Genomic DNA, 19,153 nt, shown 5'->3' with positions numbered 1-19,153 from the left:
TACCGGAAGGTCAACGAATGGAGTGTATGTGCACGTTCTGGTGTCCGGTGCCAGTGTGGCCGGTCCGGTGCTGGCTTACTGGTTGGCGAAAGCGGGGTACACCCCGCTGGTCGTCGAGCGAGCCGCACGACCGAGGGTCGGCACCGGCGGGCATGCGGTGGATCTGTTCGCGCCGGGTATGGCGGTGGCCGAACGGATGGGTATCGCGGACGCCGTCCGGGAGAAGGCCACCCAGTCCACGCGGCTGCGGCTCGAACGGCCGGGTAAATCGACCGTCGAGGTTGACCATTCGATGCTCCTCGAGGACGCCGGTACCGCCCGGCACGTCGAAATCATGCGCGGCGACCTCGCCGAGATTCTGCACGAGGCCACGCGGTCGACCGTTGAGTACGCCTTCGGTGACTCGATCGCCTCGCTCGACGCGGACGACGATGGTGTCGACGTGACGTTCGACAGCGGGCGCACCGGAAGATTTGGCTTGGTGATCGGGGCGGACGGGCTGCATTCGAACGTGCGGCGGCTGGCCTTCGGTGCGGAAAACCGGTTCTTGCGGTATCTCGGTGGCTATCTCGCCGTGTTCACGGTGCCGAACTACCGGGATCTTTCCGATGAAGTTGTGCTGTTCAACGCGCCCGGTCGCCTGGTAGCCATGTACCGGGTGCCGAACACCGACGAGGCGCGGGTGTTGATGCTGTTCCGCCGGCGCACTGAGCTGCGGTACGACCGCGAAGACCTCGCCGCACAGAAACGCGTGCTGTGCCAGGAGTTCGCCGATGTCGGCTGGGAGGTACCCCGGTTGCTGGACGCCCTGGCGGACACGGACGACTTTTACCTCGATTCGATCAGCCAGATCCGGCTGAACTCCTGGTCACGAGGGAGGGTTGCGCTGGTCGGCGATGCGGGTTTCTCGCCTGGCCCCGCCGTCGGCGGTGGTACGACATTGGCCGCGGCCTCGGCCTACGTACTCGCCAGGGCACTTGCGGACGCCGAAGGCGAGCACCGCGCGGCGTTCGCCGCCTATGAGGATCAGATCCGCGACTACGTGCTGCGCTGCCGGGCCGTCGCGCCGAAGCTGCTGCGTAGCGGGATTCCACAGTCACGCGCGCAGGTGTGGGCGAACGCGGCGGGCATGCGACTGTTGCCGTGGCTACCAGCCGCTATCCGGCGTCGCCTTGGCGCGGCACCCGGCGCGACCAAAGCGCTGTCCACCTTCGAGCTCCCTCCACCTCGCTAACCTTAACGAACGCGATCACGGAGTGTGCTGGTGTGGCGGGCCGAGCGAGCCATTCGGGCGCAGGATCGGGGTGATCATTCGCACCGCCGCGCCACCATCCGCCGAGGTGCCGTCCAGCGCATCGTGCAGCAGGCCGACCGCGTGGTCGGCGAGCTGGTCGTACGGCGCGGAAATGGTGGCAAGCGGCGGCTTGTGCAGCGCGAACCAGCGAGGGTCGCCGTAGACGATCAACGAAAGGTCCCGGGGAACCTCGATGCCAGATTGACGCACCGCGTCGGCCACGCCCAAGGAGAGCGTGCCGCCACCCACGATCAGGGCGGTTGGCCGGTCGGGCATCTCCAGCAAGCGTGTGGCCGCCTCGAATCCGGCACTTTCCACCGGTGCCACCAGTTGCGTGGGGACATCGGTCGCATCGAGTCCGGCGAGTCGCATGCCATCCCGAATCCCGTCCTGCCGCGCGATGCCGTTGGAAAGGTCCTGGGTGGTGCCGATGTAGCCAATACGGCGATGCCCGAGTTCAGTCAGCCGCCCGAATGCGTCGGCCATGGCCTTGCGGTCATCCATGAAGACGCCAGGAATAGCCAATCCGCTACGACGATGGAACTCGACGACCGGTACCGAGCCGAGCAGTTCCTTGGTCTCGTCCAGGATTCCCGGGGTCGGCGAGATGACAATTCCTGCCGTCCGAATCCCCCGCAGCTCCTTTACCTGGTCGAGCTCGCGTTCCGGATCGTTCTCGGTAATCGTGAGGATCAGCTGGGTACCGTCCCTGGCGAGCCGTCTACCGCATTCGGCGGCGACGGTGGAAAACGCCGGCGTATCGACATAGGGGATGACGAACCCGATGAAGGCGCGACTGGTGGTGGCCGACAGCGCACGCGCATGCCGGTTCGCGACATATCCGTGCGCATCGGCGAACTCCCTGATCCGGTCGGCGAGCTCCGGGCGCACCTTGTCGCTGCCGTTCAGTGCCCGAGACACCGTAGCCGTGGAGACTCCGAGCGACTGGGCGATCTCGACAACCCCGATCCCGCGGCGCTGGCTGCCCGCTCGCTCCGTGCCCATCCACTCAGCCTGTTCGGTTCCTCGATGTCCAACCTGGGGTGTCCAACCTGGTCGTGGCAGCTTACGACACCATCATCTCGGGCAGCCACAACACGAGCTGCGGGAAGGCGAGGAACACCAGAACCAGCACCAGCAGCGCGCCGACGTAGGGCACGACACCGCGAAACACCTCCTCCGCGCGGCGTCCGGTCGCCCTGGCGACGATGAACACGTTCAACCCCAGTGGCGGGGTGACCAGTCCGATCTCGGCGATCAACACGATCATCACCCCGAACCAGATCGGGTCATAACCGAGTTCTTCCACCACCGGTAGGACAACCGGGACGGTCAGCGCCAGTATCGCGATCTGGTCCATGAACGCGCCGAGCACCAGATAGATCACCACGATCAACAGGAAGATCACGGTGGGCGGCGCGGCGAGCGAGGAGATCGACTCGACGAGCCGGCTGGTGACCTCGGTGAGCGTGAGGAAATAGCCGAACAGGTAAGCGGCAAGGATGATCAACAGGATCATCGCGCTCGACTTCAGGGTGTTCAGCAGCGCGGCACGAATGCCCGCGACGGTCAGCCGGCGCCGCGCCAGGCCGATCAGCAGTGCTCCCAACGCGCCAAGCGCCGCCGCTTCGGTGGGGGTTGCGAGACCAAAGTAGATGGTGCCAATCACCAGGACGAACAGCAGAGCGACCGGCCCGATCGCCGGGATCGTCCGGATCTTCGCACGCATCGGGTGCGATTCCCCGCGCGGCGCCGTATCCGGTTTGCGGCGCACCACGAGCAGAGTGGTGATGATGATCGCGATCGTCACCAGAATGCCGGGCAGGAAGCCGGCGATCAGCACCTGGCTGACGCTTTCCTCCGCGAGGATCGCGTAGAAGACCAGGATAATGCTCGGTGGCACCATTGAGGCCAACGTGCCGACGACCGCGACCAACCCACTCGCTAACCGCGGCTCGTAGCCACGTTTCTCCATCTCGGGGATCGAGGTGGCCGCCAGCGTCGCGGCGGCCGCGGTACTCGACCCGGAGACCGCGGAGAAGGCCGCACCGGACGTCGTGGTTGCCACGCCAAGTCCGGCGGGAATGCGGCCAACCCAGACGCGAGCCGCGTCGAAAAGTTCCGTCGCCACCCCGCTCTGCAACACCAACTGCGCCATCAGGATGAACAGCGGAATGGGGGAGAGGGTGTAGGTGGCGACCGCGGAGTGTGGAGTGGTCTCCAGGAAACCGAGCACCGCCGGCATTCCGCCGTGCAGCAGCAGACCAGCCAGGCCGGCGAGTCCGATCGCGAAGCCGACCGGCATCCGGATGAGCAGCAGTATGAAAAGCAGCAGGATGACGAAGACGAGCAACATCAGTGGCCCTCCTTCGTGAGTGGGGACACGCTGGATTCGGGCTCGGTCGCCTCAGCGTCGGACTCCTCCGTGCCGCCGAGCATCAGGATGCACAGCGTCCGCAACAGCAGCACGCCCGTGCCGATCGGAACCAGCACCGCGGATGTCCACACTGGCCAGGACAGTTCGGCCGATCCAGGTGGCGGTCGGTCGGCGCCAGCAAGCGCGTCCACCGTCAGCATGACACCCCCGTAGCCAAGCGCGAGCACGAAGACGCAACCAAGAATCCCACCGAGCACGCGGCAGACGCGTCGCCAGAGCGCGGGCAGCCGTTGGTAGAGCAGGTCGATATGCACATGCGCGCCTTCGCGCATCGTGTAGGGCAAGCCGAGGAAGAAGAAGCCGATCATCAGGTAGTTGCTGACGAAACCCAGCGCCCAGGCGAACGGGGCGCCGAACAGATACCGCAGGATCACGTCGACGACCATCACCGACATCATGAGTACCAGGGCGAGCAGGCTCAGCGTGACGAGTATGTTCTCTACCGCGCGCAGCGCGCGTTCGAATCGAGCAATCATCGGGAACCTCCCGACTGCTCCCGCAGCGCGGCCGTCATCGCCTCCAGTGTTGCCCGCCCGGGCCGTCCCATACTCTCCATATCGGCCACCCACTGTTCGCGTACCGGCGCTACGGCTCGACGCCAGTCGGCGACCTGTTCCTGGCTCAGAGTGGTGAAGGTCAGCCCGCCCTCGGCTAGCTGTTCGCGGGAGGATGCGTTCTCCGCATCGATCGCTCTGCACAGGTGTTCGGTGGTTTCCCTGCCAGCACGGGAAACGGCGTCACGTAGGTCGGCCGGTAACTGTCGCCAGATCTCCTCGGAGATGGCGTAGGTCAGCGTGAAGCTGCCAAGTGGTGCCCCCTCGGTGGAGTTGGTGGCCACTTCGTCCAGCCGGTACGGTGTGGCGCTCATCGTCGGCAGCACGGTGCCATCCACCGTCCCCCTGGATATCGCCTCGTACATTTCCGGGCCAGGAATGGAAACGGGAGCCGAACCGAGTCGGTGCACGGCTTGGTCGAGTACGCCGCCGGAGGAGCGGAGCAACAACCCCCGCATGTCCGCTGGCTCGGTGACCAGCTTGCCGTCACCGGTAAAGATCTCGTACTTCGGTTGCACACCGACGAACAGCATCCGGATCCCGCGCGGCGCGTATTCCTGCTCATGCAACAACCCGTTTTCGCTCATCAGCTCGGTCAACGCTCGTGCCGGCGGGCATGCTTCGGTGCTCATCCCAGGTAGGTCGGCCACATTGGACAGAGGTAACTTGGCCGAGAGGTACGGCGGCGAGACGACGCCAATATCGGTCACCCCTGCGCGGGTGAGGCTGATGTAGTCCTCCGCCTTGCCGACCTGGTCAGAAGGGAAGTATTTGAAGGAGACCCGGCCATCGGTCAGTTCGCCCACGCGTTTCATGAAGAATTCGACGCCATCACGCGAAGCCGGATGCGTCGTCGGATACGAGTCACCGATGATCAGCGTGAACTCACCAGGTGGTCCTTCCCTGTCCACGCCACACGCGGCTAGCGGCACGAGCAGCGCGGCGACCATGGCGAGGACCCTGCTGGCCAAGCGGGCTCGATTGCGCGGATGGTTCATCGCCAATCCTTTCGAGCAACGTCATTGTTGTCGGCACGTGGCCGGCGAGTAGTGACCGGCTACGCGAACGTATGCGCCCCCGCGAGCTGATTTCGCTCAGTGGATGGTTCGGGTGGATGCGATGTGAAGATCCGTCAGTACTTGATCGCGGACGATATCCGCATGACTGGATTGGTTGTCAAGGTGCACGAGCTCGGTTATCCGGGAGTCAATGTAGATGGCTACCGCGTTGTTCTCTTCGGACATTCGGGCGAACTCGGCCGCATCCGTTGGGGTGAGGCCGAGCAGCGCGTTGATCGGGTCGGCGTAGCGCACCAGCAAGGGAACGCGATCGGGAACCGCGGGATCGCCGTGTACCAGGGCGAGATGGGTCAACCCGAGATGGGCCAAGCCCGCCGTGGCGTCCCGGTAGCGGATCGCGCGGAACTCGTCGCCGGCAAGCCGCACCTGCCTGGTCTCGGCACGTTCCAGAACACAGGTGGTGCGCAGATGGTGTTCACGAACGTCCCGCGCCTCGACGGTGGTGATGCCGTGTTCAGCGGCGAAGGCGCGCAGCTCCCCGGTTCTCGCGATCGCGGTCGCATCTCGGGCGCTCACCAGTGGGCAGTACGCCGCGCCGGTGGCGCCACTGGCTTTAGCCAGTGCGTAGGCCAGTGAGGCCTGATCATGACTTCCTGGGCTGAGCGAAGCCGGCACCCGTACCGGGACCACATGGCCCGGCCTGGTCAGCTCGACTGGCTCGGCCAACGGGTCACCGAGCGTCCGGACGGTACGGGCGCGATCGTGCGCCGATATTCCGGTCGTGGTGTGGTTACGCGCGTCGACCGTGACCGCATCGACGGATCCGGTCGGCTGGTTGGCCGGCCACATTGGCGGCAGCCGCAACCGATCAGCGTGCGTATCGGCGATTGCCACCCGCAGGTAACCTGCCGTGTAGCGGATCAGAAAGGCGATCTCCGCAGTCGTCGCGGTGTCCGCCGCGAGCATCAGTGCACCGCCGGTTTCCGGTTGCTCGTCAAGCAACAGAACTGACCGACCGGCAACCAGCGCGGCTTGTGCGGCGCCGAGTCCCGTCGATGCGCTGGTCGATGTGGTCATGATGCCAGCGCCCGAAAACCGCTGCCGTGAAAGACGAGTGGTTCGGTGTCCGGGGCCGCGCCGACCGCGCGGACGGTCAGTAGCGCGATCCAGTGATCACCCGCGGGATACTCGCGTTCGAGCGCGCATTCGATGTGTAGTGCGGCATTATCGATGAACAGTGCGCCGGTGTCCGCTGCCGTCCATTCGATACCGGCGAACCGGTCGTTGGACCGGGCGGCCAGCGCGCGGCACTGTTCGCCGTGCTCGTCGGCCAGCACACTGAGCCCGATACCGGGTAGCTTGCGCAACACCGGCCAGGTGGTCGATGTTCTGGCGATGCTGAGCGAGACGAGCGCGGGATCCAGCGAGGTGGGCACGAACGAACTGGCCGCGAGGCCGATCGGTGCGCTGTCGACCAGTGCGCAGACCGCGACTACACCGCTGGGAAAGCAGGCGAAGGCGCCGCGTAGCGAGTTCTCGTCGAAGCGCCGGTGCAGATTGGGCATGGCTCGCCTCCGTCGATCAGCCGCGTACCGGACGAGCAAGACCAAGGTGATCGCGCAGGGTTCTGCCCTGGTACTCGGTCCGAAAGATGCCGCGCTCCTGAAGCTTGGGTACGACGAGCCGAACGAACTCTTCAAACGCGCCGGGCAGATGGGTGGCCGCGAGTACGAAACCGTCGCAGGCGCGCTCGGTGAACCAGGTCGACATCTGCTCGGCGACCTGATCCGCCGTGCCGACGAATCGCGGCCCCTGCAACAGCGTCGCGCGGTGTGCCGCGAGATCGCGAACGGTGAGGTCGTTACGGCCGAGGTGTTGGCGCACTCCCTCGGCGAGCCCACGGATACCGGAGCTGGCGTCCAGCATCTCCTGGCCGACCACGTCGTCGAGATCGTGCTGGCCGAAGTCGTAGTTGAGCACTTCGGACAGCAGCGCGAGCGAAGCACGCGGATGGACATAGCTGTTCAGGAAGAGCTCTTCCTTTTCCGTGGCGATCTGTTCGGTCTCACCAACAACGACGTAGGCCATCGGCAACATCCGGACCGCTTCGGGATCCCGACCACTCGTCGCGATGAGCTCCTTCTGGTCCGCATAGTGCTTCTTCGCCACGTCGATACCCGGATCCGCGGTGAACACCAGATCCGCCCAGTCCGCGGCAAACTGCCGACCGCGGCCGGAGGAGCCAGCCTGCAGAATCGGCGGGCGGCCCTGTGGGGTGCGCGGCACGGTCAGCGGGCCGCGCACATCGAACCAGGTGCCGGAATGGTTGATCTCGCGTACCGCGTCGGCCTTGGCGAACTCCCCGCTTTCGCGGTCGAGGATCAGCGCGTCATCGCTCCACGAATCCCAGAGCTGGTACACGGCTTCAAGGAACTCGTGTGCCCTTTCGTAGCGTTCGTCGTGGCCAAGATGTTCCCGAACGCCGAAGTTCTGCGCCTCTGAATCATTGACCGAGGTGACCACGTTCCACGCGGCGCGACCGCCGGAGAGGTGATCGAGCGTGGCGAAGGTGCGGGCCACGTGGTACGGCGAGTAGTAGGTCGTGGAGTACGTCGCGCCAAGACCGATCTTGCTTGTCGCGCCGGCGATTCCGCCAAGTACGGCCGTGAGGTCGAGTTTGACCGGCCGCGCGCCGTAGCGCACCGCCTCATGTGCCGAGTTGCCGAAGACGCTCGGCATCGCCAGGCGATCATCGAAGAACACCAGGTCGAATTTGCCGCGTTCCAGGGTCTGGGCGATTCGCGCGTAGTAGTCGAGATCGAGAAACGAGTGCTCGGCGGAAGGGTAGCGCCACGATCCGGAGTAGACGGTCACGTTACCGGCTTGCATGAAACCGACCAGTGTCATCTGGCCGCGTTGGTCTGGAGTTGACACGAAATCCACCTCTCTCGCGCCCCGGCTCGAATCGCGAGCGCCTACGGGCGGAACCAGATTGGTGATAGATTATCAGATATCTAAGATCAGATCCACGGTTCCGGGAAGCCATGATGCGCAGGAGACAGGGCAGTGCATAGCGGAAAGCCCCGAGCACGCGGGCTACGATCACGTCCCGTGACACCAGATGGTCCGCGTACGTCGCCAAGTCGATCCTCTTCCGGGGCGAACCGCCAGGTCAGGAGCATGGCTGATCAGGTCGTGGCTTCGCTGCGGGAGATGATCCTGCTTGGCGAGATCGCGCCCGGCGAGCAGGTGCGGCACGAGCAGCTCGCCGAAGAACTCGGGGTGAGCACCATGCCGGTCCGGGAGGCGCTGCTCCGGCTCTCGCACGAAGGATTGATCGAGACTCGCCGGGGACGTTCCTACCGGGTCGCCACGACGACGAGGGAAGACATCGCGGACATCTACTGGCTGCAGTCGAACCTCGCGGGCGAGCTGACCGCGCGAGCCTGCCGGCGAGTTGGCGCACCGGAACTCGAACGCCTGGACCAGCTGCAGGTCGAATGGCGTACGGCGGTCGCGGACGGGGATGTGAACCGGCTGGAAACGATCAACTTCGAGTTCCATCGATTGATCAACATGGCGGCCGGCGCGCCGAAGCTCGTGGACATGATGCGCACCACGTTGCGAATGATTCCCCGGAGCTTCTACTCGAGACATCCAGAATGGACGGATCTGGCGACCCCGCGCCACGATGCCATCGTGGCCGCATTGCGCGCGGGAGACGAAACCGCCGCGCGGCGGGAAGCCGAAGAACACGTCCGCGAGGCCGGTGAGCTGATGATCCAGTACTTCGACGAGCGAGGCTACTGGCGCGCGCCAGCGCAGGGCTAGGCCCGAAACCGGGGCGCAGCACGGACGATCAGAGGCCGAGCAGATCGGCCTTACGCGCGATGTTGTCCGACAGCCGGAGATGCGCGGCGTCCACCAGCATGCCGTCCACACTGGTCGCCCCTCGGCCGGCGCGTTCGGCGTCGCGATACGCCGCCACGACCGCGCGAGCGTGCCTGATCTCATCCGCGGTTGGGGCGAAAACCTCGTTGGCGATGGGAACCTGGCTGGGGTGGATCGCCCACTTGCCGTTGTAGCCCAGCACGCTGGCTCGTTCGCTCGCCGTTCGGTAGGCATCCGGATCGCGAAAGTTCGGGAACGGCGCATCAATCGCGTCGATACCGGCCATCCGGGCAGCGACGACGATGCGCGAGCGCGCGTAGTGCCAGAGGTCACCGGGATACTCCGCGGTCGGCTCGAAGTTGGTGTCCACCCGCGCGCCCTGGGACGCGGAGAAATCACCGGCACCGAAGATCACGGCCTCCAGCCGGTCGCTCGCACGCACGATCTCCGCGACGTTCACCAAGCCCTCGGCCTCCTCGATCAGCACTTCGAGCGCGATCCGGTTGGCCAGTCCGAGGTCCGTTTCCAGCTGGCTGAGCAGTACGTCCACCCACCAGACATCCCGTGCCGCGCGCACTTTGGGCACGATCAGGGTGTCCAATGCGGCGCCCGCGCCGGACACCACGTCGATGATGTCCCGGTACGCCCAGCGGGTATCGATGCCGTTGATCCGTACCGCCCTTGTGGTCTGGCCCCAGTCGATATCCCGCAACCCGGCAACGGCCTTGGCCCTGGACGGTGCCTTCTCGGCTTCGGTGACCGCGTCCTCGAGGTCAAGGAACACCAGATCGGCGCCGGCGCCGGCCGCCTTCTCGAACATCCAGTCGTTGCTCGCCGGGGTGGCGAGCTCGGATCGACGCGGTCGGATCGCAGTGTCCACTGTGGCTCCCTTGTTAGATGATTCCCTGATCCTGCAAGTTCTGGTACTCGGCGCGGTCGAGGCCGAGCAGACCCAGGTAGATATCGTCGTTATCGGCGCCAATATCCGGTCCCAGGTGATCGATCCGGCCAGGAGTATCGGACATGCGTGGCACGGGGGCTTGTACGCGCATCGTGCCGAGGTCCTTATCGGGTAGTTGAGGGTAGGTGTTCCTGGCCACGAGCTGCGGGTCGGCGAGCAGTTGCTCCGCGGTGTACACGGGCGCCGCGGCTACCTCGGCCTGCTCGAAGACCGCCATTGCCTCCTCCAGGGTGCGTGCACCGATCCAGTCGGCCATCAACCGGTCGATCTCCTCAGCGTGCGCGAGGCGCTGCTGGGCGTCGGCAAACCGGATGTCCTCGTTCAGATCACTCCTGCCGATCGCCTTCAGGGCACGCATCGCGATACTCGGCGCACTGCCGGACATGGCCAGCCACTGGCCGTCGCTCGTCTGGTACGTGTTGCGCGGAGCGCTGATGTCCCAACGGTTTCCCATCCGGGTGGGCACGGTGCCCAGCTGGTCGTAGGTGAGTACCGGTTGTTCCAGCAGGCGAGCGAGCGGTTCAATCAGGTTGATATCGATCAGCTGGCCAGGCGCCTGATGTACATCGCGGTGATAGAGCGCCATCATGACCGAGTACGTGGCTGTCAACGCGGCAACGCCGTCCGCGAGCATGAAGGCAGGCAGGGTGGGCGGGCCATCCCGTTCTCCGGTCAGATGCGCGAAACCGCTCATCGCTTCACCGAGGGTGCCGAACCCGGGCCGGTCGGTTTTCGGGCCGCCCGCCCCGAACCCGGTGACGTGCACCATCACGAGCCCGTCGTTGACCTTGCGCAGCGACGGGTAGTCCAAGCCCCATTTGACCAATGTGGATGGTCGAGTGTTCAGGATCAGCACATCGGCGTCAGTCGCCATGCTGCGCAGCAGCTCCTGACCTCGGCCGCTGCGCAGGTCGAGCGTGATGGTCCGCTTGTTCCGGCCAAGACTCTTCCACATCAGGCCGACGTCGTTCTTCAGCGCACCCCACTGGCGGAGCGGGTCTCCGCTACCCGGCTGTTCAATCTTGATCACCTCGGCGCCGAACTCGCCGAGCCAGGTACCTACGAGGGGGCCGGCGGCCAGGGTAGCGGCTTCGAGTACGCGAATCCCGGACAACGATTGTGCGGACAAGAGTCCTCCTCGGAATGTAAACGTTTACATTCGACGGCTGTTCAAACTATCGGGTCACCGAGGAGGGCGTCAATGCTTGTCGCGTGCTTGTCGCGTCCTTTGTCGTGTGCTTTGTCGTGTGCTTTGGTGCCGGCTGGTCGCCGAAGCAGTGATCGCTCAGCCTCCGAGCGCGCGGCTGATCTTGTCCGCTGCCGTGACCGCTTCGGGGAGTATCCGGTTCATCTCCTCCGGGCTCATCCGTGCGCTCGGTCCGGATACCGAAAGAGCCGCGGCGACACGCGCTGACGCGTCGCGTACCGGTATGGCGATCGCGCTGACCCCGTTGATGGACTCGTCAAACGCCCGGTCGTGACCAGTGCGACGGATCTCCGCGAGCCGCTCGTGGAATGCTTCCCGGTTGGCCAGTCCAATCGCCTGCCATGGCTGATCGCTGGCCGTTCGCAACACGCTCTCGACCTCGCCGGCCGCAAGATGCGCCAACAGCACCCTTCCCGGAGCACCGGTCCACAGTGGATACGGGTAGCCGAGTTCGGAGTGCGCTCGTAGCTCTGACTGGCTCTGTACTTCCTCGATGAACATACGCTCGGTGCCAACCGCAACGGACAAACCAACGGTCTCGTCGGTGACGTCGCGCAGCGCACGCATATGGGGCAGTGCCGTATTGCGCAGGTCCAGCCGTTCCCGGTATGCCATGCCGAGCGTGAGCGTGTGCGGGCCGAGTCGGTACTTGCGACTCGTTGGATCCTGCACCGTCATCCTGGCTTCCTCGAGGGACTGCAGCAGGCGTTGCACGGTGCTTTTCGGTACATCGAGCCGGATGGCCAGCTCGCGGGCACTGAGATCATCCGGATCCCGCCGGAGCTCGTCGAGGATCAGCATCGCCTTACGTAGCGCCTCGCTCACCGATACCCCTTCCTTGCGCCGCGGATGTGTCGCGGCAACCGGCTGCCAGCGGGCCTTGACTGTGGCCGCCTTGATGAGCAATATTACCCATGTCCCGCCAGTTGGTACACTGTCCCATTTTTACCAGCTGGAGTTGCCGGCACTAGTCCGACTGCAGAAGGGCGTCCGATGCGGCACTCCCTCTCGCCCGACAAACCCGCCTCGATCCGGCAAGTCGCGACGGCGAGCGTGATTGGTGCCGTGATCGAGTGGTACGACTTTTTCCTCTACGCGACGATGGCGGCGCTCGTCTTCAACGCCGAGTTCTTCCCCAGTTTCGATCCGCTGACCGGCACGTTGGTTGCCTTCGGTACCTTCGCGGCCGGCTTCGTCACTCGTCCGATCGGCGGGCTCATCTTCGGTCATTACGGCGACCGGCTCGGCCGGAAGAAGATGCTCGTCATCACTATGATGATCATGGGTGGCGCCACGTTCGCGATGGGCCTGCTGCCCAATTACGCGGCGATTGGTATCTGGGCGCCAATCCTGTTGCTGTTCCTTCGCATGTTGCAAGGCATCGGGCTTGGCGGGGAATGGGGCGGCGCCGCGATCCTGACGTTCGAGCATGCGCCGAAGCACCGGCGGGGTCTGTTCAGCAGTTGGCCGCAAACGGGCGTCCCGATTGGTTTGCTGCTGTCCACGTTGGCAGTCAACGGTGCCAGCGCGTTCGGGGATGACGCGCTTGTTTCGTGGTCCTGGCGCTTGCCGTTCCTGTTCAGCATCGTGCTCGTCGCTGTCGGGTTCTTCGTGCGGCTGCGAGTGCCCGAGCCGCCCGCGTTCGAACAGGTCGTCGAGTCCGGGCAGCGAGCGAAAGTACCGTTCGTCGAGGTCTTCCGCACCTATCCGAAACTCACCGCGTTGGCGATGGGCACCAGGTTCTGCGAGAGCCTGGTTTTCAATATCTACAACGCTTTCATCCTTACCTACACCACCGTGGTGCTCGGCTTGCCGGAGCAGGTGGCACTCAATGGGCTTCTCATCGCCGCGGTGCTCGGTGTCGTGATCATCCCGGTCACCGGCCGGATCTCGGATCGGATCGGCCGCAGACCGGTGCTTGCGATCGGGGCGCTGATCTCGGGAGCATCAGCCTTCCCGGTGTTCGCGATGATCGACACGATGAACACCCCGCTCATCTGGGGCGGGATCATCATCGGTTGGGCGCTCGGTGCCTGCACCATGTTCGGCCCCGAAGCCGCGTTCTTCGCCGAGCTTTACCCTGCCAGGATCCGCTACACCGGTATGTCGATCGTCTACCAGCTCGGTGTGCTGCCTTCCGGGGCCATCGCGCCAGCCGTGGCTACCGCGATGGTGGATCGCTCCGGTGGCGACTCGTGGCCGGTGGCGACCTATGTCGTGGTGTTCGCGGTGATCGCGCTGGTGGCGCTCGCGTTTACGCCGGAGACCACCCTGCTGAACCGGGACGGGGAATCCACGGCCGATCAGGATGCCCCTGTCGATCCCGAAACAACTGGAGGATAACCGTGCCCGATAAGCCTGACATTGTCCTGGTGCTCGCCGACGACATGGGCTTTTCCGATATCGGTTGTTATGGCGGCGAAGTGCACACCCCGCACCTCGACCGGCTCGCGGCCTCGGGCGCTCGGTTAACGCAGTTCTACAACACCGCGCGGTGCAGCCCATCGCGAGCTTCCCTGCTCACCGGGCTGCATCCGCACCAGACCGGTATCGGCATCCTCAACTACGACGACACGCCGGACGGCTACCCCGGAACGCTCAACGAGTCGTGCGTGACGATCGCGGAGGCACTTCGTCCCGCCGGGTACGGCACCTACCTGTCCGGCAAGTGGCATCTGTCCAGCGAGCTACGCACGCCAAGTGACTCATGGCCGACGCGTCGTGGATTCGACCGGTTCTACGGCACGTTGGCGGGCGCGGGTAGCTTCTTTCAGCCGGCCACTCTCACCCGAGGTGAGCAGAACATCGAACACGAGGCATTCGAGGACGGCTTCTACTACACCGACGCGATCTCGGACAATGCGGTTTCCTTCGTGCGGGAACACCACGCGAAGCGCGCGGCTGACCCGATGTTTCTCTATGTCGCCTACACCGCACCGCACTGGCCATTGCACGCGTTGGACGAAGACATCGCGAGATACGCGGACCGCTTCTCGGCGGGTTGGGATGAGCTACGTCGGAAACGGCTCCAGCGGCTGATCTCGATGGGCATCATCGACGAGAACTGGGCATTGACCGAACGCGATCCCGCGGCCCCCGCTTGGCAGGACGCGCCGGACAAGGAATGGGAAGCACTGCGCATGGCGGTCTACGCGGCGCAGATCGACCGGATGGATCAGGGTATCGGCCGGATCGTCGACGAACTCGAAGCCACCGGCCGGCTGGCGGACACGCTGTTCGTTTTCCTTTCCGACAACGGTGGCTGTGCCGAGGAGATGCCACCGGAGACCGCCAAGGAGTTCGTGACGGCCTTCGTCGATTTCGCACCGACCACACGCGACGGTCGGGAAGTCGTCCCCGGTAACGTGCCAAACCTCGATCCTGGCCCGGAAACCACCTATGCCACCTATGGCACCGCGTGGGCGAACCTGTCGAACACGCCGTTCCGGGAGTACAAGCACTGGATCCATGAGGGTGGCATCGCCACGCCGCTCATCGTGCACTGGCCACAGGGGCTTGGTACCGCGCCGACGGTGCGCACCAGCGCGCATCAGCTGACCGACGTCATGGCAACCGCGCTTGACGTCGCCGGCGTCGAGTATCCCGCCGAGCACGGCGAACGCAGCATCCTTCCGCTGGAAGGACACAGCATGCTACCGGCCCTGCGCGGCGCACCCGAAGATCCGCGGCGACTGTTGTTCTGGGAGCACGAGGGAAACGCGGGAGTGCGCAGGGGGCAATGGAAACTCGTCCGCAAGTATGGCCAGCCGTGGGAACTCTACGATATGCGGCAGGACCGAACGGAGTTGCACGACGTCGCTTCGAAACATCCAGAGTTGGTCGAGGAACTGGCTGCGGCCTACGCGGACTGGGCCCAGCGCTGCGGTGTCCTGCCGAGGGAGCGGGTCCTCGAGATCTACGCCGAACGCGGCCACGGATTGCCTACGTGACGACCAGCTGGAGGTCGTGAGGCGCCGTAAGGACTGATCCTGCGATTGTTCGATAAGTCTCGATATGTGCTAGCGTCGCTTGTCGAAAGTCGATAAGCGTGAGGCAGCCGATGGCCAGATCCGCAGTGACCAGAACGTCGCAAGGCGGCGAGCCGGCTCAGCCACCTTCGGCGCCGGCGAGACCGCTGCGCGATCAGTACGTGCAGGTCATGAAGGCGCTCGCGGATCCGGTACGGCTCGATATGCTCCGGCTGATCGGTAGCGGGGACGAATATGCCTGCACCGCGCTGGAAACCGAACTGCCTGTCGGCAAGTCGACGATCTCGTACCACGTCAAGATCCTCAATCACGCTGGCCTGCTCTCCGTGCAACGCAGGGGACGGAACTTCTTCTACACCGTGCACAAGGACGTCCTGGACTTCTACGCTCCGGGCATCCTCGAACGGCTCGCGCTGGCACTCGACAGCGAGTAGCCGCTTCCGGCAAATGTTCTCTTGTCGACCAGACCTGTCTATGGTTCGATAATTATCGAAACGTCGAAGTTTGGAGTCGAGATGACCGAAGCCGTCGAACGTAGGAGCGTGGCAACCGCTGGGGCGCAAGTGCCGGATATCGGCGCGGTGCCACCACTCGGTGTCGTACCGGCCAAGATGCATGCCCAGGTCATCCGGCAGGACAGGTATGGCGATCCGGCTACGGCGTTTCAGCGAGAACTTGTTGACACCCCGGCGATTGGTCCCGACGAGGTTCTGGTTGCCGTGATGGCGGCCGGAATCAACTACAACAATGTCTGGGCCGCGCGCGGTTACCCGGTTGACCAGGTCGCCGTCCGGCAGAAACGCGGTGAGGCTGAAGACTTTCACATTGGTGGCTCGGATGCGTCCGGAATCGTGTACGCCGTTGGTGACGCGGTGACCGACTGGCGGGTTGGCGACGAGGTCGTGGTGCATCCGGGGTACTGGGATGCCGACGATCCGTGGATCGCCTCGGGGCGGGACCAGATGATCGCGCCATCCGCTCGAATATGGGGATACGACACGAACTATGGCGCGTTTGGACAGTTCACCAGGGTCCAATCGCATCAGCTGTTGCGCAAGGCAGAGCAGTTGAGCTGGGCCGAGGCCGCCGCGCCCACCCTGGTTGGCACGACCGCGTATCGCATGCTGTTCGGCTGGGCCGGAAATACCCTGAACGAGGGCGAACTTGTCCTGGTGTGGGGCGGCTCCGGCGGCCTTGGCACACAAGCCATCCAGCTGGCCAACGCGGTGGGTGGGCGAGCGATTGCGGTGGTTTCCGGTGCCGATCGCGGTGAGTACGCGATGAAGTTCGGTGCGCTCGGCTATATCGATCGTCGCGAGTTCGACCACTGGGGTGTGCCGCCGTTGGTTGATGACAAGGAGGGACAGCGGGCCTGGACGGCTGGTGCCCGCGGATTCGGTAAGCGGATCTGGGAGATCGCCGGAGAGCGGGAGGATCCGGCGATCGTGTTCGAACACCCTGGTGCCGCGACGATTCCGACCAGTATCTTCGTCTGCCAACCTGGCGGCATGGTGGTGATCTGTGCGGGCACCACCGGTTTTGACGCGATGGTCGACCTCAGGTACCACTGGACGAGGCAGAAGCGCTTCCAGGGTTCACACGGCACGAACGATGCCCAAGCGCTCGCCTATAACGAGCTGGTTCGCGCCGGCAAGGTCGACCCCTGTGTCGGTCGGGTGTTGCCGTTCGATGAGACCGCGAAGGCGCATGCCGAGATGGGGCAGGGCGAGCAGGTGTTCGGCAACTCCGTCGTGCTTGTCGGCGCGGATCACCCCGATCTCGGCCGCCACTGACGCCGCCCGCCGAACCGCAGTCCTCGGGAGCTTGCGGTCGTGGGGATTTCTAGGGGGTCTCGCGGACGAAGTTGTGGATCTCCGCGGCGAGTTTGCCCGGCTGGTCCTGGGGGATCAGTGCATAGCTATCGGCTATCTCGACGAGTCGGCCGTTCGGTAGGAGGTTGGCCAGCCGTTGGCCGTGCGCCGGTGGCATTACGCGGTCTTCGGCCGCCCAGGCCACCAGCGCGGGGCGGGTGAACGCCGCCAGGGCATCAACGGCGGCGAAAGTGTCCCGCCGGTCGACGGACCGGAGGTACTTGCGCGCATCGCGACGGATCTCCGGCTGGGTCAGCAACGGCCGCAGCCAGCCGTCCATTACCGCATCAGGGACCCGTTTGCTCATCCAGCCGAAGGCGACCGGAAGGCGGCGTAGGCGACGGATGCGCATCGCGTTGGCCATCGCCGTGACCCCGCCTGGGATACGTGCCGCGAGCCATACCGCTCGTCCCGGAACGCCCGGCGGATAGTTGTCAAAGGCCTCGCAGGAGGTGAGTACCAGGCGCGATACGCGGGCCTCGGTGTCCTGTGCGACGACCAGATGGGCGCCACCCCAGTCGTTCTGCACCAGGGTCACCGAGGCCAGCTCCAGCTTCGCGATCAGCTCGAGCATCATCCTGGCGAGCCCAGCCATCGAGATGTCCGCGTCCGCGCGCAGTGGGAGCCGATGCCCGCCCAACGGCAAATTCGGCACCACGCAGCGGTATTCCGGGCTCAGCGCTCGCACGACCGGGTCCCACACCGAGCCGTTCTGCGCGAATCCGTGCAGCAAGAGCAGTACCGGGCCCGTTCCGCCGCTGTCCGTGTACTCGATGGTTCCCGCGGAGAGCTCAACCTTGTGCATGGTGCTTTCCTTCCCGCGGATTGGCGAGTCAGCTCGTGAGGGCCGCCTCGACATCCTCGCGGAGTTGTTCCGGGGTGACCGTGGGTTCGTAGCGACGGATGACCTTTCCGTCCTTTCCGACGAGAAACTTCGTGAAGTTCCATTTGATCTCGTCGGTGCCGAGTGATTCGGGTTGGGCGTTTTTCAGGTGCTCGTACATCGGATTGTCCGGGCCGAGGTCGCCGGGGTCCTGCGCCCGCAGGTACTGGTACAGCGGGTCAGCGTTCGGACCATTCACGTCGATCTTGGCGAAAACCGGGAAACTGACGGAATAGTTCACATCGCAGAACTCCTGGATTTCCGCATCCGAGCCGGGCTCCTGCCCACCGAACTGGTTGCACGGAAAACCCAGTACGCGCAGTCCCCGTGGATGGCTTGTCTGGTGCAGCTCCTCCAAACCCGCGTACTGCGGCGTCAGCCCGCATTTACTCGCCACGTTCACGATCAGCAGCGCTTGCCCGGCGTACTCGCGCAGGGCTTTGCTACCGCCATCGGCGGTACGGACCGTGAACTCGTGCACCGTCATAGGTCTCCTCGAGGTCGTTGACCGACTGCTGGTTACCCGTCCACCAGCACCGTGTACGGCCAGGATAACGAGTACACCCGACGGTTTCAGTCCGTTGGCTCGACATCGGAGCCCGGCCCTGGCAGCACGTCGATATCGGTGGCATGCATCGGCTCGCCACATTCCGCGCAGCGCGGCTCGACATGGCTGATCTTGCCGCAGGCATGGTGTCGGTAGAGGACCGGTGGTCCAGCCGGGCCGGCCAGCCAGCGGTCACCCCAGCGCACCATGACCAACAGCAGGTCGCAGAGCTCCATGCCTTTGGTCGTCAGGGTGTACTCATAGCGCGGTGGCCGGCTGGAGTACTCCTGCCGCTCGAGCACGCCGTACTCGAGCAACCACTTGAGCCGCTCGGCCAGCACCTTGCGGGAGATGCCCAAGCTCTGTTGTAGCTGCTCGAAGCGGGTCACCCCGATGTAGATATTGCGCAGGATCAGCGGCGACCACGGTTCGCCGATCACGTCCATGGTGCGCGCGATCGAACAGGCCATATCTCCGAACCGGGTGCGCTGCATGTCACC

19 protein-coding genes are annotated in these 19,153 nt (G+C 64.7%); 6 read left to right on the top strand and 13 right to left on the bottom strand.

Going from position 1 to position 19,153, the window contains the following annotated elements; genetic code table 11:
* Nucleotides 1-28 precede the first annotated feature (28 nt).
* Nucleotides 29-1,234: an FAD-dependent monooxygenase gene (locus tag EV191_RS27630; protein WP_132880745.1), complete on the top strand. Its 1,206-nt coding sequence runs from the start codon at nucleotides 29-31 to the stop codon at nucleotides 1,232-1,234.
* A 15-nt stretch (nucleotides 1,235-1,249) separates the two neighbouring features.
* On the opposite strand, the gene EV191_RS27625 is transcribed toward EV191_RS27630, so the two are convergent.
* The 7 genes from EV191_RS27625 to EV191_RS27595 all read right to left on the bottom strand — a co-directional run bounded on the left by EV191_RS27625 (nucleotide 1,250) and on the right by EV191_RS27595 (nucleotide 8,238).
* Nucleotides 1,250-2,299 (bottom strand): LacI family DNA-binding transcriptional regulator, encoded by a 1,050-nt coding sequence (locus EV191_RS27625; protein ID WP_132880744.1) that lies wholly within the window; start codon nucleotides 2,297-2,299, stop codon nucleotides 1,250-1,252.
* 61 nt (nucleotides 2,300-2,360) lie between these two features.
* On the bottom strand, nucleotides 2,361-3,650 hold the full coding sequence (locus tag EV191_RS27620; RefSeq protein ID WP_132880742.1) for a TRAP transporter large permease: 1,290 nt from the start codon (nucleotides 3,648-3,650) through the stop codon (nucleotides 2,361-2,363).
* Nucleotides 3,650-4,207, bottom strand: coding sequence for a TRAP transporter small permease (locus EV191_RS27615; protein WP_132880740.1), 558 nt, complete (start codon nucleotides 4,205-4,207; stop codon nucleotides 3,650-3,652). The genes EV191_RS27620 and EV191_RS27615 overlap by 1 nt, the downstream gene beginning before the upstream one ends.
* Complete coding sequence (locus EV191_RS27610) at nucleotides 4,204-5,283, bottom strand: TRAP transporter substrate-binding protein (protein ID WP_132880738.1); 1,080 nt, start codon at nucleotides 5,281-5,283, stop codon at nucleotides 4,204-4,206. The genes EV191_RS27615 and EV191_RS27610 overlap by 4 nt, the downstream gene beginning before the upstream one ends.
* Before the next feature lie 96 nt (nucleotides 5,284-5,379).
* On the bottom strand, nucleotides 5,380-6,381 hold the full coding sequence (locus EV191_RS27605) for a 3,4-dihydroxy-2-butanone-4-phosphate synthase (RefSeq protein ID WP_132880737.1): 1,002 nt from the start codon (nucleotides 6,379-6,381) through the stop codon (nucleotides 5,380-5,382).
* Nucleotides 6,378-6,869, bottom strand: coding sequence for a flavin reductase family protein (locus EV191_RS27600; protein WP_132880735.1), 492 nt, complete (start codon nucleotides 6,867-6,869; stop codon nucleotides 6,378-6,380). Before EV191_RS27600 ends, EV191_RS27605 begins: the two co-directional genes overlap by 4 nt.
* Nucleotides 6,870-6,885: 16 nt before the next feature.
* On the bottom strand, nucleotides 6,886-8,238 hold the full coding sequence (locus EV191_RS27595) for an LLM class flavin-dependent oxidoreductase (protein WP_243659284.1): 1,353 nt from the start codon (nucleotides 8,236-8,238) through the stop codon (nucleotides 6,886-6,888).
* Between the two features lie 246 nt (nucleotides 8,239-8,484).
* Between EV191_RS27595 and EV191_RS27590 the strand changes: the two genes are divergently transcribed.
* Nucleotides 8,485-9,135, top strand: a complete 651-nt coding sequence (locus EV191_RS27590) for a GntR family transcriptional regulator (protein ID WP_132880733.1) — start codon at nucleotides 8,485-8,487, stop codon at nucleotides 9,133-9,135.
* Between the two features lie 28 nt (nucleotides 9,136-9,163).
* On the opposite strand, the gene EV191_RS27585 is transcribed toward EV191_RS27590, so the two are convergent.
* From EV191_RS27585 to EV191_RS27575, 3 genes are all read right to left on the bottom strand, one after another.
* Nucleotides 9,164-10,075, bottom strand: a complete 912-nt coding sequence (locus EV191_RS27585; RefSeq protein WP_243659283.1) for an HpcH/HpaI aldolase/citrate lyase family protein — start codon at nucleotides 10,073-10,075, stop codon at nucleotides 9,164-9,166.
* A gap of 13 nt (nucleotides 10,076-10,088) precedes the next feature.
* The gene (locus EV191_RS27580; protein ID WP_132880732.1) at nucleotides 10,089-11,285 is read right to left on the bottom strand and encodes a CaiB/BaiF CoA transferase family protein; all 1,197 of its coding nucleotides are present in this window, start codon (nucleotides 11,283-11,285) and stop codon (nucleotides 10,089-10,091) included.
* A gap of 156 nt (nucleotides 11,286-11,441) precedes the next feature.
* Complete coding sequence (locus EV191_RS27575; RefSeq protein WP_165913129.1) at nucleotides 11,442-12,269, bottom strand: IclR family transcriptional regulator; 828 nt, start codon at nucleotides 12,267-12,269, stop codon at nucleotides 11,442-11,444.
* 87 nt (nucleotides 12,270-12,356) lie between these two features.
* Here EV191_RS27575 and EV191_RS27570 point away from each other — a divergent pair, with 87 nt between their 5' ends.
* From EV191_RS27570 to ccrA, 4 genes are all read left to right on the top strand, one after another.
* The gene (locus tag EV191_RS27570; RefSeq protein ID WP_165913128.1) at nucleotides 12,357-13,706 is read left to right on the top strand and encodes an MFS transporter; all 1,350 of its coding nucleotides are present in this window, start codon (nucleotides 12,357-12,359) and stop codon (nucleotides 13,704-13,706) included.
* A 2-nt stretch (nucleotides 13,707-13,708) separates the two neighbouring features.
* Nucleotides 13,709-15,313, top strand: coding sequence for an arylsulfatase (locus EV191_RS27565; RefSeq protein ID WP_132880727.1), 1,605 nt, complete (start codon nucleotides 13,709-13,711; stop codon nucleotides 15,311-15,313).
* Nucleotides 15,314-15,423: 110 nt separating this feature from the next.
* Entirely contained in the window at nucleotides 15,424-15,786 is a 363-nt protein-coding gene (locus EV191_RS27560) for an ArsR/SmtB family transcription factor (RefSeq protein ID WP_132880725.1), read from the top strand.
* Between the two features lie 81 nt (nucleotides 15,787-15,867).
* The gene (ccrA, locus tag EV191_RS27555; RefSeq protein WP_132880724.1) at nucleotides 15,868-17,145 is read left to right on the top strand and encodes a crotonyl-CoA carboxylase/reductase; all 1,278 of its coding nucleotides are present in this window, start codon (nucleotides 15,868-15,870) and stop codon (nucleotides 17,143-17,145) included.
* 49 nt (nucleotides 17,146-17,194) lie between these two features.
* Here the strand turns inward: ccrA and EV191_RS27550 are convergent, their stop codons facing one another.
* From EV191_RS27550 to EV191_RS27540, 3 genes are all read right to left on the bottom strand, one after another.
* Nucleotides 17,195-18,028 (bottom strand): alpha/beta fold hydrolase, encoded by an 834-nt coding sequence (locus EV191_RS27550; protein WP_132880722.1) that lies wholly within the window; start codon nucleotides 18,026-18,028, stop codon nucleotides 17,195-17,197.
* Between the two features lie 28 nt (nucleotides 18,029-18,056).
* Complete coding sequence (locus tag EV191_RS27545; protein WP_132880720.1) at nucleotides 18,057-18,593, bottom strand: glutathione peroxidase; 537 nt, start codon at nucleotides 18,591-18,593, stop codon at nucleotides 18,057-18,059.
* Between the two features lie 86 nt (nucleotides 18,594-18,679).
* Nucleotides 18,680-19,147, bottom strand: a complete 468-nt coding sequence (locus EV191_RS27540) for a winged helix-turn-helix transcriptional regulator (RefSeq protein ID WP_132880718.1) — start codon at nucleotides 19,145-19,147, stop codon at nucleotides 18,680-18,682.
* Between the last annotated feature and the right edge of the window lie 6 nt (nucleotides 19,148-19,153).

The sequence above is a fragment of the Tamaricihabitans halophyticus genome, from assembly GCF_004340875.1.
GTDB classification, from domain to species: Bacteria; Actinomycetota; Actinomycetes; order Mycobacteriales; family Pseudonocardiaceae; genus Tamaricihabitans; species Tamaricihabitans halophyticus.
The sequence above is the reverse complement of the archived record's forward strand: the minus strand, read 5'-3'. Positions and strand labels throughout refer to the sequence as shown.

Coding starts and splice junctions, on each gene's coding strand:
- EV191_RS27620 (WP_132880742.1), bottom strand. CDS start 3,650: ATGTTGCTCGTCTTCGTCATCCTGCTGCTTTTCATACTGCTGCTCATC.
- EV191_RS27600 (WP_132880735.1), bottom strand. CDS start 6,869: ATGCCCAATCTGCACCGGCGCTTCGACGAGAACTCGCTACGCGGCGCC.
- EV191_RS27590 (WP_132880733.1), top strand. CDS start 8,485: ATGGCTGATCAGGTCGTGGCTTCGCTGCGGGAGATGATCCTGCTTGGC.
- EV191_RS27605 (WP_132880737.1), bottom strand. CDS start 6,381: ATGACCACATCGACCAGCGCATCGACGGGACTCGGCGCCGCACAAGCC.
- EV191_RS27570 (WP_165913128.1), top strand. CDS start 12,357: ATGCGGCACTCCCTCTCGCCCGACAAACCCGCCTCGATCCGGCAAGTC.
- EV191_RS27545 (WP_132880720.1), bottom strand. CDS start 18,593: ATGACGGTGCACGAGTTCACGGTCCGTACCGCCGATGGCGGTAGCAAA.
- EV191_RS27625 (WP_132880744.1), bottom strand. CDS start 2,299: ATGGGCACGGAGCGAGCGGGCAGCCAGCGCCGCGGGATCGGGGTTGTC.
- EV191_RS27560 (WP_132880725.1), top strand. CDS start 15,424: ATGGCCAGATCCGCAGTGACCAGAACGTCGCAAGGCGGCGAGCCGGCT.
- EV191_RS27540 (WP_132880718.1), bottom strand. CDS start 19,147: ATGCAGCGCACCCGGTTCGGAGATATGGCCTGTTCGATCGCGCGCACC.
- EV191_RS27550 (WP_132880722.1), bottom strand. CDS start 18,028: ATGCACAAGGTTGAGCTCTCCGCGGGAACCATCGAGTACACGGACAGC.
- EV191_RS27610 (WP_132880738.1), bottom strand. CDS start 5,283: ATGAACCATCCGCGCAATCGAGCCCGCTTGGCCAGCAGGGTCCTCGCC.
- ccrA (WP_132880724.1), top strand. CDS start 15,868: ATGACCGAAGCCGTCGAACGTAGGAGCGTGGCAACCGCTGGGGCGCAA.
- EV191_RS27615 (WP_132880740.1), bottom strand. CDS start 4,207: ATGATTGCTCGATTCGAACGCGCGCTGCGCGCGGTAGAGAACATACTC.